Source organism: Halopseudomonas bauzanensis, assembly GCF_900114735.1.
GTDB classification, from domain to species: domain Bacteria; phylum Pseudomonadota; class Gammaproteobacteria; order Pseudomonadales; family Pseudomonadaceae; genus Halopseudomonas; species Halopseudomonas bauzanensis.
Genome location: NZ_FOUA01000001.1, coordinates 755,728 through 769,211 on the forward strand (window position 1 = coordinate 755,728; position 13,484 = coordinate 769,211).

The window sequence follows — 13,484 nt, forward strand, 5'->3', positions numbered from 1 at the left end:
AAAACATGGAGAAGCAGATGGATAATCTGATCGATGTGATCAATGCAATCAACGGGGTGGTGTGGGGGCCCTTCATGCTGGCGTTGCTTGCCGGCACGGGGATCTATCTGGCGCTGGGCCTGAAACTCATTCCCCAGCGCAAGTTGGCCTACGGCTTCAACATGCTCTGGCGCGGTCGTAAAGACACCAAGGCAGACGGTGATCTCAGCCCTTTCAACGCGTTGATGACAGCGCTCTCGGCAACTGTGGGTACCGGTAACATCGCCGGTGTCGCCACCGCCATCTTCTTCGGTGGGCCTGGCGCTTTGTTCTGGATGTGGTTGATTGCCCTGATCGGCATGGCCACCAAGTTCAGCGAAGCGGTGTTGGCAGTACACTTTCGCGAGAAGGATGCGTTCGGCAACTATGTCGGCGGCCCGATGTACTACATCCGCAATGGCCTTGGCAAGAACTGGAAATGGCTAGGCGTGTTGTTCGCCATCTTCGGCATGCTTGCCGGCTTCGGCATCGGCAACACCATCCAGTCCAACTCCGTAGCCGATGCCATGCAGAGCACCTTCAACATCAATCCGGTGGTCACCGGGGTGGTGATCGGCGTATTGGTGGCATTGGTTCTGATCGGCGGCATCAAGCGTATCGGTGAGGTAGCAGGCAAGCTGGTGCCGCTGATGGCGCTCTTCTACGTCGGCGGCGGCCTGATCATCCTGATCATCAACGCAGCAGAAATTCCTGCGGCGTTCGGGCTGATTCTGCATCACGCATTCAACCCGGCTTCTGCGGCTGGCGGCTTCGCCGGCGCCACGGTCTGGGCCGCCATACGCTTTGGTGTGGCCCGCGGCGTGTTCTCCAACGAGGCCGGCCTGGGCAGTGCGCCGATCGCCCACGCCACTGCCAAGACCAACAATCCGATCCGTCAGGGTACCGTAGCCATGCTCGGCACCTTCATCGACACTATCATCATCTGCACCATCACCGGCCTGGTAATTATCGTCACCGGCGCCTGGCAGAGCGGTGAGAACGGCGCATCCCTGTCGGTACATGCATTCAACCAGGGACTGCCCGGCTGGGGCGAATATATTGTCAGCATCGGGTTGGCTACCTTCGCCTTCACGACCATTCTGGGCTGGAGCTTCTACAGCGAGAAATGTACCCAGTTCCTGTTCGGCGAGCGGGCGATCATGCCGTTTCGTATCGTCTGGATCATCGCCGTCCCACTGGGCACGTTGCCGATGATCAACCTGGGCGCCCTGTGGCTGGTCGCCGATACGCTCAATGCGATGATGGCCATTCCCAACCTGATCGCCCTGCTGCTGCTGAGCCCGGTCGTGTTCAAGCTCACACGGATCTACTTCAGTCAGCCCAGCACAGTGCGCGATGCTGACTAAGCAGCGTTAACCAAGACGCCCGCCCCGGTAGTCATCCACTGCCGGGGCGGGCGCAACTTCCCTCGGCTCAGCGTTTCGGACAATCCGAGGAAGGCCTCTATCGGGTATACTTCGGGGTTTCCATCCGATCCTCAGCGGAGCAACCCATGCCGAATATCACCCTGGACAGTATGCAATCCTCCATTCAGGATCAAGTGCGCCGCGCCCTTGCCGAGGATGTCGGCGATGGCGATATCACTGCAGCCCTGATACCAGCGGATCGGCAGGCACAGGCAACCATCATCTCCCGCGAGCCGGCGATTCTCTGCGGTACGGCCTGGGCTGATGAGGTATTCCGGCAGGTAGATCCACAGATCAAGATCGAGTGGCTGGCCGCCGATGGCGACCGGTTAATGCCCAATCAACCCTTCTGCAGAATGAGCGGCCCAGCCCGTGGCCTGCTGACGGGCGAGCGCTGTGCGCTGAACTTCATCCAGACGCTGTCCGCCACGGCGACCCGCAGTCAGCATTTCGCTGACCTGGTGGAAGGCACCGGCGTCAAGCTGCTGGATACCCGCAAGACCCTGCCCGGCCTACGCCTGGCACAGAAATATGCAGTCACCTGTGGCGGTTGCCACAATCACCGCATCGGTCTGTTCGATGCTTTCCTGATCAAGGAAAACCACATCGCCGCGTGCGGCGGGATCAACGCCGCCGTGGCCCAGGCCCGCGTCATCAGTCCCGGCAAGCCGGTGGAAGTCGAAGTGGAAAGTCTGGATGAGCTGCGCCAGGCGCTGGAAGCCGGCGCCGATATCATCATGCTCGATGAGCTGAGCAACGACGATATGCGCACTGCGGTGCAAATCACTGCCGGCAAGGCCAAGCTCGAAGCCTCCGGCGGCATCAACGAAAGCACTCTGCGCGCCGTCGCCAAGACCGGGGTCGATTACATCTCCATCGGCAGCCTGACCAAGGACGTCAAGGCTGTAGACCTGTCCATGCGCCTGAGCATGTGATCTGCCAGCCTGTGTCGAGCTGGTGCTCGATACAGGCTGGCAGCTTCTCGGTACGCGCTTCTGCCCTACTGCTCCCGAACGTTGTCGTAAAGCATATAGCGCGCCGTTTCATGCAGGCCGCGGGTCAGTGGCAGCAAACGCTGATACTCCTCGGGATACTGCTCGGCAACGTTGTCCAGCGGCGTGTCCGAATGCAGGTCATGCAGGCTCGGCTCGCTGCCGTCGTGGTTCATCTGCAGCAGAAAGTCCTTGGTGACCGCGCCGATCAGCGGGAAGGTACCCTCACGCAGCACCAGCGGCACCACTCGCTCCCCTTCCGGCGGCGTGGTCAACAGGTCGCGCCCCATGCTGCGGGTCTCATATTCGATACCCAGCAGCCCGGCCATGGTCGGCAGCAGATCGGTCAACCCGACCGCCTCATCGAACTTCCGCGCGCCCAGCAGCGCGGGCGCATGAATCAACAGCGGCACGTTGTTGCTCTCCAGCCCCAACTGGTCAAAGGCCGGCTTCATGTAGTCGATATTGGCAATGCGCGTATTGTGATCACCAAACATCACGAAGATGGTGTTGTCGTAGTAACCGCTCGCCTTGGCCATCTCCATGAAGCGGCCAATATTGAAATCCAGCAGCCGTACTGCATTGTATTGCTCGACACTGCGCGAGCCCGCCGCCTGCACCTCTTCCAACGACCGATCGATGGCCTCGAAGCCATCATTTTCCTTGGGGATGGTGAACGGGCGATGGTTGCCTGCGGTCTGGATATAGGCAAAGAAGGGTTTGTCCTGCGGCAGGTCACGCAACAGCTGGTCGGTCTCCTTGAACAGATCAAGGTCGGAGATACCCCAGACATCGACGTTCTTCGACTGCCAGTAGCCTTCTTCGTAGAGCTTGATGCCATCGATGCTCTGACGCACCAGGGCGTTCATATTGGCCCAGCCGGAGTTGCCGCCAATGGTGTACAGCTTGTGATAGTCCTGCAATTCGTTGATCAGAGTATGCTGGTTGGTGATCAACGGGTTGCGGGTAGCGGTTTCCGAGCGTGACACATCGGGCACACCGGAGATGCTCGCCCAGACGGTTTTCGCCGTGCCCGTCACCGGCACGTAGAAGTGCTGGAAGAACCAGCTCTGCTCGGCCAGACGATCCAGGTTCGGCGTCGGGTTCAACGGGTTGCCATAGGCGCCCACCGCGGTAGTGCCCAGGGATTCCAGCATGATGAAAACGATATTCGGAGCCGCGCCGGCCAGCCGGTGTGGCTGCGCCGGTACACGACGCGAGAAATCGAGCTGCTCGGCATCAGGGGCATCAACACCCAGATAAGCGCTGATCTGGGGATAGTACTCGCGCACCTGCGCCTCGTCGTAGCGCTCCTGCGGCACCTTCAAGGTGTCATAGAAAAACAGCACCGGGTTGAGGCCCAGCGCGCCCAGCTGGCTATCACCGGCAAAGAAGGCATCGTTCCAGCGCAGCGGAACGGGGTTCTCCAGGTTGACGTTGCTGGTGCGGCCGATAAGTACGAAAAACACCACCACTACCATCGCCGCACTGCCCCAGACACGCGCCCAGAGCCCGATGGGCCGCACCTGCCGATCGAAAGTGACGCGCTCCAGACGAAACAACGCGAATACCGACAACCCCAGCAGAGCCAGCCAGCCGAGGGTGATCCAGACCACCGGGTAGCTCTCCCAGAGCATCTGCTGGGAAATCTGCACATCACCGAGGAATTTCAGCGCCGAGGCATTCAGCCGTACGCCGAGGTAGGCGTAGTGGCCGAAGTCGATGAAGTACATCAGTAGCACCACGGCCAGCGCCAGCAGGAACCAGATCCGGCTGACGCCGCGCAGCAACCCGCTACGCACACTGTTCCAGCGGGGCAGCCAGGCCAGCAGCATCGCCGGCAACATCAGCAGCACGGCCAACCGCAGATCGAAGCGGACACCAATACCGAGGGTTTCGAGCACCAATGCCCAGGGGTGACTCTCGCCACCGGTAACCGAAGAAAAGCCGAACAGAAACACCATCCGCAGCGCGACCAGCAGCCCGAACAGAATGGCTACCCCGCCCAGGAAATAATGCAGGCGTCGGGATTGCAGCCAGCTCATAGGGATACTCCTTTGAAGATGTTGGGTTGGTGGCCGCGACCACTCATGTCAGGTAATCCATGGCCCGTAACCGGGCCAACAGCGATTGACAGTCGGGCACGTGCAGGTCGGTCATCTCCGGCCAGGCGTTTTCGGAAAACACCAGGCAAGTCCGACAGCCGGCCGCCCGGCCTGCCTCCAGGTCGAAGCGGAAGTCGCCGACCATCACCGCCTCGGCCTCGCTCAACTGCCAGTCGGCCAGCAGTCGATGAATGCCATCCGGCGCCGGTTTCGGCGGCGCTTCGTCACGCCCGATAATGTGCTCCGGGGTAAAACAGTCGAGCACCCCGATACGCTCCAGCGATGCCATCGCCACGCTACGCAGGTTGCGCGTGAGAATACCCAGGCGCTGGCCGCCGGCATGCAGTGCGCGGACCAATTCGGCCGCGCCGGGTGCCGGCGCCACATCGGCAGCCAGGCGCAGTTCGATGGCGTCGAGCTGATCGTTCAGGCGCTGACGCTCGGCAATGGGCAGGCGCCCGAGGTGAGTGAGGATGTCCTCGTCGGCGGGAATGCCCAGCTCTCGGCGAATCGCCGGAAAGTCATGCTGAGCGACCGTCAGGGTGCCGTCGAGATCGAAGATCCAGCCGCGTATTTGCTGCATATCAGCCGCGCCGATCGCGCATCAGCGATTCCTGGGCCACCGACGCCACCAGTTCACCGGCGCGGTTATAGACCAGGCCACGGGAGAAACCCCGGGCGCCATCGGCAGAGGGGCTGTCCATGGCATACAGCAGCCAGTCATCCATGCGCAGCGGACGGTGGAACCAGACCGCGTGGTCCAGGCTGGCGACCTGCATGTGCGGCGACCAGGTCGAGATGCCGTGAGGCAAGGCGGCGGTGCTCAGCAGATTGAAATCCGACGCGTAGGCAAAGAGATAGCGATGCAGGTGATCGTCATCCGGCAATTGTCCATCGGCACGGAACCAGATGTACTGCTGGGGCTCAGAGGCCTTCGGTTTGAAGGGGTTATAGCCGTTGATCCGACGAATTTCGATGGGCTTGGGGCAAAGTACACTGTCACGCACTGCGTCAGGCAGCAGGTGCTGGTTCTCCAGGCAGATTTCCAGCTCGCTCTTCAAGCCTTCCGGACCCGGCACCTCCGGCATTGGCGACTGATGCGATACGCCCCGCTCTTCGCCATGGAAGGAAGCCATCAACGTGAAGATCGCTCGCCCCTTCTGGATTGCACTGACCGTACGGGTGGTGAAACTGCCCCCGTCGCGCGGCATCTCGACCTGATAGACGATCGGCATGCTGGCGTCGCCGGGGCGCAGAAAATAGCCGTGCACCGAATGCACCTTGCGCGCCGGGTCGACCGTCTGGCTGGCCGCCGACAGTGCCTGGCCCAATACCTGCCCACCGAACAGCTGACGGAAGCCCAGATCTTCGCTCCGGCCGCGAAACAGGTTTTCCTCGATTTTCTCCAACGCCAGCAAACTGACCAGATTATCCAGCAATTGGCTCATAGGGACTCCTCAACGTGTGACCCGGCGACAGAACGACGCACCAAAAGGCTGAGGATTTTAAACCTGAGCGGGCAATTGTTACAGCCTTTTGCTCGGAACCCGACATTTCGCGTTAAACTTCGCGGATTTTCAGCGCGGAATTCAGCATGCTCCCTACTTCGCCCTCCACTCCCGTCGTCGCGGTCATCGGTGGCGGCCCCGCCGGACTGATGGCCGCCGAGCGTCTGGCTCAGGCCGGACTGACTGTGCGAGTTTACGACGCCATGCCGTCGGTGGGCCGCAAATTTCTGCTGGCTGGTATCGGCGGTATGAATATTACCCATTCCGAACCCGCCGAGCCGTTCGTCGGCCGCTACCGCACGGCTGCCTCCTGGGTCGGCGAGTGGTTGCGACGACTGGATGGCCCGGCCCTGCGCGAGTGGATTCACGGGCTGGGTATCGATACCTTCATCGGCTCCTCCGGCCGGGTGTTTCCCACCGATATGAAGGCCGCTCCGCTGCTGCGCGCCTGGCTCAAACGCTTGCGCGAGTCCGGCGTAACCCTGCATCCGCGCCACCGCTGGCTGGGTTGGGATGCGCAGCAACAACTGCTGTTCGACACGCCGGAAGGCCCGCTACCGATAACGGCCGATGCCGTGGTGCTGGCCCTGGGAGGTAGCAGCTGGGCGCGCCTGGGTTCGGATGGCGCCTGGGTGCCTTGGTTGAGCGAACGGGGCGTCGAGGTGCGCGATCTGCGCCCGGCCAATTGCGGATTCATCACGGTCTGGAGCGACCATCTGCGCCAGCGCTTTGCCGGCCAGCCGCTGAAACAGGTCATCGCCCGCGTGGTTGCTGTCGATGGCCAATCCCATGAACGCCGCGGCGAATGCATAGTGACCGAGGATGGCCTGGAAGGCAGTCTGATCTATGCCTTGTCGGCCGAGCTGCGTGGGCTTATCGAGCGTCAGGGTCAGGCTGAACTACAGCTCGATCTTGCTCCCGACCGCAGCCAGTCGCAGTTGGCCAGCCTGCTGGCCCAGCCGCGCAAAGGGCAGAGCCTGGCGGCGGTGCTGCGCAAGCGCGCCGGACTCGACCCATTGAAAACCGCGTTGTTGCATGAGTGCCTGGGCAAGGAGCAACTGGCCGATCCACAGCGCCTGGCCACCGGCATCAAGGCTTTGCCCGTTCGGCTGACCGGCACCCGGCCGCTGGACGAAGCCATCAGCAGCGCCGGCGGCGTTAGCGCCCAGGCGCTGGATGAGCGCTTGATGCTGAAGAGTCTGCCGGGCATATTCTGTGCCGGCGAAATGCTCGACTGGGAAGCTCCCACTGGCGGTTACCTGCTCACCGCGTGTTTTGCCAGTGGGCTGGTGGCGGCGGAAGGGGTAATCGAGTGGCTGGGAGCGTCGCGTTCTGCCTCGACCAACGGTAACGCCTGACACTGCGCTGGCCGCGATGAAACCCGGCGGTGGCGGAGTGACTTGCAGGGAAAGCTGTCGAGCTGGTGCTCGACAATCCCAGAAGCGAGTTTCGTTGAGGCTGGTAGTTCGGACGGATGGCCCCTGGGAGGGTCGATCGCGACCCGGTCGAGCACCAGCTCAACCAACGGTAACGCCTGTCACTACGCCGGCCGCGATGAAACCCGGCGGTGGCGGAGTGACTTGCAGGAAAAGCTGTCGAGCTGGTGCTCGACAATCCCGGGAGCGCGTTTGGTTGAGGCTGGTAGTTCGGATAGATGGCCCCTGGGAGGGTCGAGCACCAGCTCGACCAACGGAGCGGCAGGAAGAATCAGGGCGCCAACCGCTCCCGTCGCCAATCATCCCCATCCCGGCAAAAGCGCAGCCGATCATGCAAGCGACTCGGCCGCCCCTGCCAGAATTCGATCATCTGCGGCACCACGCGGAAGCCGCCCCAGTGCGGTGGGCGCGGCGGTGGCGCGGCGGCGTATTGTGCTTCGACCTCGGCAAGCCGCTGCTCCAGCACCTCGCGCCCGCTGATTACCTCGCTCTGCGGCGAGGTCCAGGCGCCCAGGCGACTGCCCAAGGGCCGGCTGTGATAATAGATATCGGATTCCTCATCCGTCACTACCTCGACCGCACCCTCAATGCGCACCTGCCGCTCCAGGTCCGGCCACCAGAAGGTCATGGCCGCCTTCGGGTGGGCTAGCAACTGCTGACCCTTGGCACTCTGGTAATTGGTATAGAACACGAACCCACGCTCATCGAAGCCCTTGAGCAGCAAGGTACGCAGGTGCGGTTGCCCCTCGGCATCCACCGTGGCCAGCATCATGGCGTTCGGTTCAGTGGACTCCACCTCCACCGCCTGGCTGAACCAGGTGCCGAACAGGGCAAAGGGATCTGCCGGTGCCTGGCTTTCCAGCAGCCCGTCCCGGGTGTAGTTGCGGCGCATATCGGCAATGCTGAGCTTCATTCACGTACTCCTGAAAATGATAAGGCTAGCCTAGCACCGCGGCCGGGCAACGACCATTGACCTAGCTCAATCCTGCTCACGCAGGCAGCGATACACCGCCCGGCTCAGCTCGCCGGCCCGCGGATCGGTCAGCACGTAGGGCCCCATGGTATTGGTGACATAGCCAAAACCGACCTGGGCATCCGGATCGGCAAACCCCAGCGCGCCACCGGCGCCCGGGTGACCGAAGGCGTTGGCGCCCATGCCGAAACTGCCGCCCTGCCACTCCTGCTCCAGCATGACACCGAGGCCAAAGCGAGTCGGGCAACGCAGGGTGCGATCCATGCCGACACTGTGCTCCCGGCGCAGCAGCGCAACCAGCTCCGCATCGAGCACATGCACACCGTCCAGGCTGCCGCCGTGGGCCAGCACTTGCCAGAACCGCGCCAGTGAGCGGGCGTTGCCGGTGCCATTGGCGGACAGGATCTGGGCCTGTTGCCATGCCGGTTTGTTGGTACTGGTCTGCAGACTGGTCGGGTTGCCGAAGGCTTTCCAGGCCAGCCCCTGTGGATCCCCCATGGCGGCAAACAGATCTCGGGCATACTGATCACCGTGCTGATTGCGCAACCGGGAAACATGGGCAATACGCGACAGGTCCTGGTCGGCCACGCCGACATGGAAGTCCATGCCCAGCGGAGCGCAAATATGCTCGCGCAGATAATCACCGGGCATCTGTGCGGTCAGCCGGCGCAGGGGCTCGCCGATCAACCAGGCATAGGTCAGCGGGGCGTAGCCGTGCATCTCGCCGGGCGTCCACCAGGGCTCCTGGGCCACGACCGCATCGGTCATCGCCTGCCAGTCGAACAGCGCCTCGGGTTCCAGCGGCGCGCTGATGGCGGAGAGGCCAGCCCGATGGCTGAGCAATTGGCGCAGGGTTATCTGCGCCTTGCCGGCCTGGGCAAATTCCGGCCAGATATCCGCCACCCGGTCATCCAGGCCGATGCGCCCGGCCTCGACCTGCTGCAGCAGCGCCACCGCGCCCAGCGGCTTGGTGCAGGAAAACACATTGATCAGCGTGTCCTGCTCCCAGACCCGGCTGTTGTCCTTGTCCATCACGCCCTGCCAGAGGTCCAGCACGGTGTCACCACCGACAGTGACGCACAGCGCCGAGCCCCGCGCCTGCGGGTCGGCCTGCTGCTGGGCGAACAGCTCACGTACGGATTCAAAGCGGGGATCAAAATAACCTTGGACCTGGGTCATGCGTGCTCTCTTCTTGTTGTCTGAATCAGTCGATTTCCCGGCGGAACGGGGGTAATGCATTGAGGATTGCCTTGCCGTAGCGCTGGGTGACCAGGCGCCGATCCAGCAGCGTCACCGTGCCGGTATCCTGTTCGGTACGCAGCAGCCGGCCGCAGGCCTGGATCAATCGCAGGCTGGCATCGGGCACGGCAATTTCCATGAAGGGATTACCGCCGTTGCGCTCGATCCATTCCGACAACGCCGCCTCGACCGGATCATCCGGCACCGCGAAGGGAATCTTGGCGATCACCACATGCTCGCAGTACTTGCCGGGCAGGTCGACGCCTTCGGCGAAGCTGGCCAGACCGAAGATGACACTCTGCTCGCCCTTATCGATCCGGCCGCGGTGCTGGCGAATCAGCTCCTGCTTGGACAGATCACCCTGCACCAGCACACGCTCGCGGAAGTCCGCCGGCAGGCCGGCATATACCTCCAGCATCTGCCGGCGGGAGGAAAACAGCACCAGGCTGCCGCGCTCGTGCTCCAGCATGGTCGGTAGATGTTCGATGATCGACGCGCTGTGGCCGGCGTTGTCCCGCGGGTCGGCACCATGGTTCGGTACCCGCAGCACACCGCTTTCGGCATACCGGAACGGGCTCGGCGCCAGGGTGCATACCGCGCTCTTCGGCAAACCGGCGCGATGACTGTAACGGTCGAAGCGGCCGAGGGCGGTGATGGTGGCCGAGGTGACCAGCGCGGCGAAGGCGCTGTGCCAGAGATACTGGCGCAGGGTGTCAGCGGCCAGGATCGGGCTGACGTGGACTTCCAGATCGTTCTGCTCGGTCAGGGTCAGCCAGCGCGCGGTCGGCGGCTTGTCTTCCGGATCTACCAGGCTGAACTGGGTCCACAGCGTCCAGTTGCCCTCGGCCCGCGCCTGCAATGCGCCGAACAGCGGATACCATTCCTCGGCCTGGGTCTGGTGCACGCCCACCACCTCACCATCCATGGCCTCCTTGAGCGTGTCGACCATGCGCTGCAACAGATCGCTGATACGCCCGAAGCCAGCCTTGAGCTCCAGCGACATTTCGCGCAGATGCTCGGGTACCACGCCATGTTCAAAGCGATGCTGCGGCCGCACTTGGCCGGAAAAGTCTTCGGCGCTGGCAAAGTCCGCCACCTCGCCCAGCGCCTGGCTCATGAATTGCTGATGCGGCTTTAGTTCGCGCGCCTGCTGCGGCACCTGCTCCAGCAGCCGGCCGAAATCACCCGGCAGCGGATGCTGCGCCAGCAATTTGCCCAGGTTCTTGTCCAACTGATCCAGCCAGTCGGCGGTGGCTGCCATGCGCGTGTGATGGGCGAAGTGGGCTATGGCCTTGTCCGGCAAGTGGTGGCCTTCATCGAATATATAGAGACATTCACGCGGGTCCGGCAGGATCGCTCCGCCCCCCAGCGCCAGGTCGGCCAGCACCAGATCGTGGTTGGTGACGATCACATCGATCTTCTGGATGCCCTCGCGGGCCTTGTAGAACACACACTGGTTGAAATGACCGCAGCGGCGGTTGGTGCACTGGATATGGTCAGTGGTCAGCCGCGACCAGTCCTGGTCCTCCAGCGCCTCGGGCCAGGAGTCGCGCTCGCCATCCCATTTGTTGGTACCCAGCGCCTCGACCATGCGGGTGTACAGCTTGAGCCCGGCCTCATCCACGTCGATGCGGAAACCTTCCTCGGCAAAGCCCTGCTGCTGGGCGGCCAGCGATTGGTTATCCTGCAGCAACTGATCCAGCTTGGACAGGCAGACATAGCGCCCACGGCCCTTGGCCAGCGCGAAATGAAAGTTCAGCCCGGCGTTGCGCTGGATATCCGGCAGATCCTTGAGCACGATCTGCTCCTGCAGCGCCACCGTGGCGGTGGAGATGACCAGCGGCTTGCCCAGGTGCTTGGCGATGGGAATTCCAGCCAGACAATAGGCCACCGTCTTGCCGGTACCGGTGCCCGCTTCCACCACCGCCACGGCTGGTTCGCCATCGCGATGCCCCTCGTCGTCCAGCGCGACGCCGCCGAACAACTTCGCCACCTCGGCAATCATCACCCGTTGGCCATAACGCGGCTTGAGCGACTTGTTTTCGAGGAAGGTGCGGTAGGCCGTCTGGATCTGGCCTTTGAGATCATCGTTGAGCATGGGGTCTCCGAAGCAGAGCGCGGATGATACCATCTTGCGGCGATTATCAGCCCGGTAGACCAGACAGGTGACGAAAAATGCCACAGAGTTCAACCATGACCGCCTGCCCCTGCGGTGACAGCAAAGCCTATGCCGAATGCTGTCAGCCGTTGCATCAGGGCCAGCCAGCGGCAACCGCCGGACGGCTGATGCGTTCGCGCTACAGCGCTTATGCGCTGGGATTGATCGACTACCTGGTCGCCACTACCCTACCCGCCCAGCAATCGCGGCTGGAGCGCCAGGCCATGACCGAGTGGAGTCGCAACAGCCACTGGCTGGGCCTGAGCGTCGAGCAGGAAGATTCCGAGCCCAGCGCCAACCGCGCACAGGTCACCTTCACTGCCCGCTGGGCCGACCCTGATGGCAGTCAGCACAGTCACCAGGAATGTTCGGATTTCTGCAAGCTCGGCGAGCGTTGGTATTTCATCGATCCCAATCATTCGCTGGATATCGGCCGCAACGATCCCTGCCCCTGCGGCTCAGGTCGCAAATTCAAGCAGTGCTGTCGTTACTGATTCCGCCGCTGGCTCAGCCTTCGTCGGCCAGGCGCAGATGGCCGGTGTCCGGTGCAGCGGGAGGCGGCGGCGCCCTCACCTGCTCCAGATCACTGCCGGGCGGCGCCAGGCTCAGGGCGGACAGGTCGAGATCCGGCGGCACGGGGTCGGCGTAGCTGTCCTGCATATCCGCACCCAGAGGCGCGATTGGCAGATCCGGCGCATCGACATCCTTGAACGCTGCCATGTATTCATCCCGCGGTTGAACCGCAGCCCGCTGTTGCCGTTGGGGTGAAGCAACCGGTGGGGGCGTTGCGGCAGGCGACGGCTCGGCCGGACTATCTGCCATGGGGCAGATATCACAGAGCGCACCCGCCCGCTCGATGGCTTGGCGGTATTTCTCCGCAGCGGCCTGATCCAACCCCTGCTTGATGACGATCCGGCGCCCCGAGAACAGCATCTCCAGTTGCCGGTCACCTACCTGAAACAGCTGACCGATACGCGCCCGAGCCTGTTCAGGCGCGACATCCGCACGCACCTGACCATGGAAAACCACCTCGAAAACTGCCATCTTGTCACTCCCTTGCCTAGATTAGGGGTTAGTATCTGCCGAACGCCGATAACTTTTCAAATAATGGCATGCGGTTAAAACGGAGGGGGTTCCATTTGATGATTCGTTCATATGGTTTGATGCTGACGGTACTGCTGACCGGTTTGTTCAGCCTCAATGGCTGCGCCGTCTTCGATCGCTCCTATACCGAACCGGAAGTCCACCTGGCCAATGTAGAGATGCTCAAATCCAATCTCTGGGAGCAATCCTTCCGCCTGCGGCTGCGAGTGGATAACCCCAACGACCGCAACCTGCCAGTGCGTGGCATGCACTACCAGGTCTATCTGAACAATATGCGCCTGGCCACCGGGGTGACCGACCGGGCTTTCGACGTACCGGCCTACGGCACGGAATATTTCGATGTGACGGTGCGTTCGAATATCTGGCGCCATCTGAGCGACCTGCTGAAGCTGGTGGAGCACCAGAAACCGATCGATTACCGGATCGAAGGACACATCAGCACCGGACTGTTCCTCTCGCCCAAGCTGACCCTGCGGGAAGAAGGTACCATTAACCCTTCAGACATGAGCTTTTAAGGTCTCGTC

General features: G+C 62.4%; 12 protein-coding genes. 5 read left to right on the top strand and 7 right to left on the bottom strand.

Annotated elements, in window-relative coordinates:
* The first annotated feature begins 17 nt into the window (after window positions 1–17).
* Window positions 18–1,385, top strand: coding sequence for an alanine/glycine:cation symporter family protein (locus BM267_RS03555; protein WP_036990001.1), 1,368 nt, complete (start codon window positions 18–20; stop codon window positions 1,383–1,385).
* A 146-nt stretch (window positions 1,386–1,531) separates the two neighbouring features.
* Window positions 1,532–2,380, top strand: a complete 849-nt coding sequence (nadC, locus tag BM267_RS03560) for a carboxylating nicotinate-nucleotide diphosphorylase (protein WP_074777857.1) — start codon at window positions 1,532–1,534, stop codon at window positions 2,378–2,380.
* A gap of 65 nt (window positions 2,381–2,445) precedes the next feature.
* On the opposite strand, the gene BM267_RS03565 is transcribed toward nadC, so the two are convergent.
* From BM267_RS03565 to tesB, 3 genes are read right to left on the bottom strand one after another with little or no spacing between them, the layout of a single operon-like run.
* Window positions 2,446–4,482 (bottom strand): LTA synthase family protein, encoded by a 2,037-nt coding sequence (locus BM267_RS03565; RefSeq protein WP_074777855.1) that lies wholly within the window; start codon window positions 4,480–4,482, stop codon window positions 2,446–2,448.
* A gap of 43 nt (window positions 4,483–4,525) precedes the next feature.
* Window positions 4,526–5,125 carry an HAD family hydrolase gene (locus BM267_RS03570; RefSeq protein WP_036988512.1) on the bottom strand — a complete coding sequence of 200 codons (600 nt, stop codon included), beginning with the start codon at window positions 5,123–5,125 and terminating at the stop codon, window positions 4,526–4,528.
* Between the two features lies 1 nt (window position 5,126).
* On the bottom strand, window positions 5,127–5,990 hold the full coding sequence (gene tesB, locus BM267_RS03575) for an acyl-CoA thioesterase II (protein ID WP_036988511.1): 864 nt from the start codon (window positions 5,988–5,990) through the stop codon (window positions 5,127–5,129).
* Between the two features lie 146 nt (window positions 5,991–6,136).
* Between tesB and BM267_RS03580 the strand changes: the two genes are divergently transcribed.
* A complete protein-coding gene (locus BM267_RS03580; protein ID WP_074777853.1) occupies window positions 6,137–7,408 on the top strand; it encodes a TIGR03862 family flavoprotein in 1,272 nt (423 codons plus the stop codon).
* A gap of 349 nt (window positions 7,409–7,757) precedes the next feature.
* Here the strand turns inward: BM267_RS03580 and pdxH are convergent, their stop codons facing one another.
* From pdxH to dinG, 3 genes are all read right to left on the bottom strand, one after another.
* Entirely contained in the window at window positions 7,758–8,399 is a 642-nt protein-coding gene (gene pdxH, locus BM267_RS03585) for a pyridoxamine 5'-phosphate oxidase (protein ID WP_074777851.1), read from the bottom strand.
* Window positions 8,400–8,465: 66 nt separating this feature from the next.
* Window positions 8,466–9,638, bottom strand: coding sequence for a serine hydrolase domain-containing protein (locus tag BM267_RS03590; RefSeq protein WP_074777849.1), 1,173 nt, complete (start codon window positions 9,636–9,638; stop codon window positions 8,466–8,468).
* Between the two features lie 25 nt (window positions 9,639–9,663).
* Window positions 9,664–11,796 carry an ATP-dependent DNA helicase DinG gene (gene dinG, locus BM267_RS03595; RefSeq protein ID WP_036988507.1) on the bottom strand — a complete coding sequence of 711 codons (2,133 nt, stop codon included), beginning with the start codon at window positions 11,794–11,796 and terminating at the stop codon, window positions 9,664–9,666.
* Window positions 11,797–11,873: 77 nt separating this feature from the next.
* Between dinG and BM267_RS03600 the strand changes: the two genes are divergently transcribed.
* The gene (locus tag BM267_RS03600) at window positions 11,874–12,350 is read left to right on the top strand and encodes a YchJ family protein (protein WP_074777847.1); all 477 of its coding nucleotides are present in this window, start codon (window positions 11,874–11,876) and stop codon (window positions 12,348–12,350) included.
* A gap of 13 nt (window positions 12,351–12,363) precedes the next feature.
* On the opposite strand, the gene BM267_RS03605 is transcribed toward BM267_RS03600, so the two are convergent.
* Window positions 12,364–12,900 carry a hypothetical protein gene (locus BM267_RS03605; protein WP_074777845.1) on the bottom strand — a complete coding sequence of 179 codons (537 nt, stop codon included), beginning with the start codon at window positions 12,898–12,900 and terminating at the stop codon, window positions 12,364–12,366.
* A 98-nt stretch (window positions 12,901–12,998) separates the two neighbouring features.
* Between BM267_RS03605 and BM267_RS03610 the strand changes: the two genes are divergently transcribed.
* Window positions 12,999–13,475 carry an LEA/WHy family protein gene (locus BM267_RS03610; protein ID WP_036988504.1) on the top strand — a complete coding sequence of 159 codons (477 nt, stop codon included), beginning with the start codon at window positions 12,999–13,001 and terminating at the stop codon, window positions 13,473–13,475.
* The last annotated feature ends 9 nt before the right edge of the window (window positions 13,476–13,484 follow it).